Source organism: Sinomonas flava (assembly GCF_039531875.1).
GTDB classification, from domain to species: domain Bacteria; phylum Actinomycetota; class Actinomycetes; order Actinomycetales; family Micrococcaceae; genus Sinomonas; species Sinomonas flava.
The window spans coordinates 1-990 of the sequence record NZ_BAAAQW010000023.1; the positions used below are offsets into that span (position 1 = coordinate 1).

At 58.8% G+C, this 990-nt stretch carries 1 rRNA gene; it reads right to left on the reverse strand.

What is annotated here, in order from left to right:
- Window positions 1-990 (reverse strand): 23S ribosomal RNA (locus tag ABD298_RS18650); the annotation flags it as partial.

Consider the following 990-nt stretch of genomic DNA (forward strand, 5'->3'; position numbering starts at 1 on the left):
CAGTGAGCTATTACGCACTCTTTCAAGGGTGGCTGCTTCTAAGCCAACCTCCTGGTTGTCTGGGCAACTCCACATCCTTTCCCACTTAGCACACGCTTGGGGGCCTTAACCGGTGGTCTGGGCTGTTTCCCTCTCGACTACGAAGCTTATCCCCCGCAGTCTCACTGCTGCGCTCCCACTTGCCGGCATTCGGAGTTTGGCTGACGTCAGTAACCTTGTAGGGCCCATCGGCCATCCAGTAGCTCTACCTCCGGCAAGAAACACGCAACGCTGCACCTAAATGCATTTCGGGGAGAACCAGCTATCACGGAGTTTGATTGGCCTTTCACCCCTACCCACAGCTCATCCCCTCCATTTTCAACTGAAGTGGGTTCGGTCCTCCACGACGTCTTACCGTCGCTTCAACCTGGCCATGGGTAGATCACTCCGCTTCGGGTCTAGACCACGCCACTGAACGCCCTGTTCAGACTCGCTTTCGCTACGGCTCCCCCACACGGGTTAACCTCGCGACATGGCACTAACTCGCAGGCTCATTCTTCAAAAGGCACGCCATCACCCCAACGAGGAGGCTCTGACGGTTTGTAGGCGCACGGTTTCAGGTACTGTTTCACTCCCCTCCCGGGGTACTTTTCACCTTTCCCTCACGGTACTGGTCCGCTATCGGTCATCGGGTAGTATTCAGGCTTATCAGGTGGTCCTGACAGATTCACACGGGATTCCTCGGGCCCCGTGCTACTCGGGGACACCTGCAAGGGCGGCAGACTGGCGTTGCGGCTACGGGACTCACACCCTCTCCGGCCGGCCGTTCAAGGCCGTTCGCCTACACCACTGCACCACACCCCCGACCGCCGGCAGACAGTCGAAGCAGGACCCCACAACCCCATGCGCGCAACCCCTGCCGGGTATCACACACGCACGGTTTGGCCCCATCCGCGTTCGCTCGCCACTACTGACGGAATCACTGTTGTTTTCTCTTCCTGCGGGTACTGA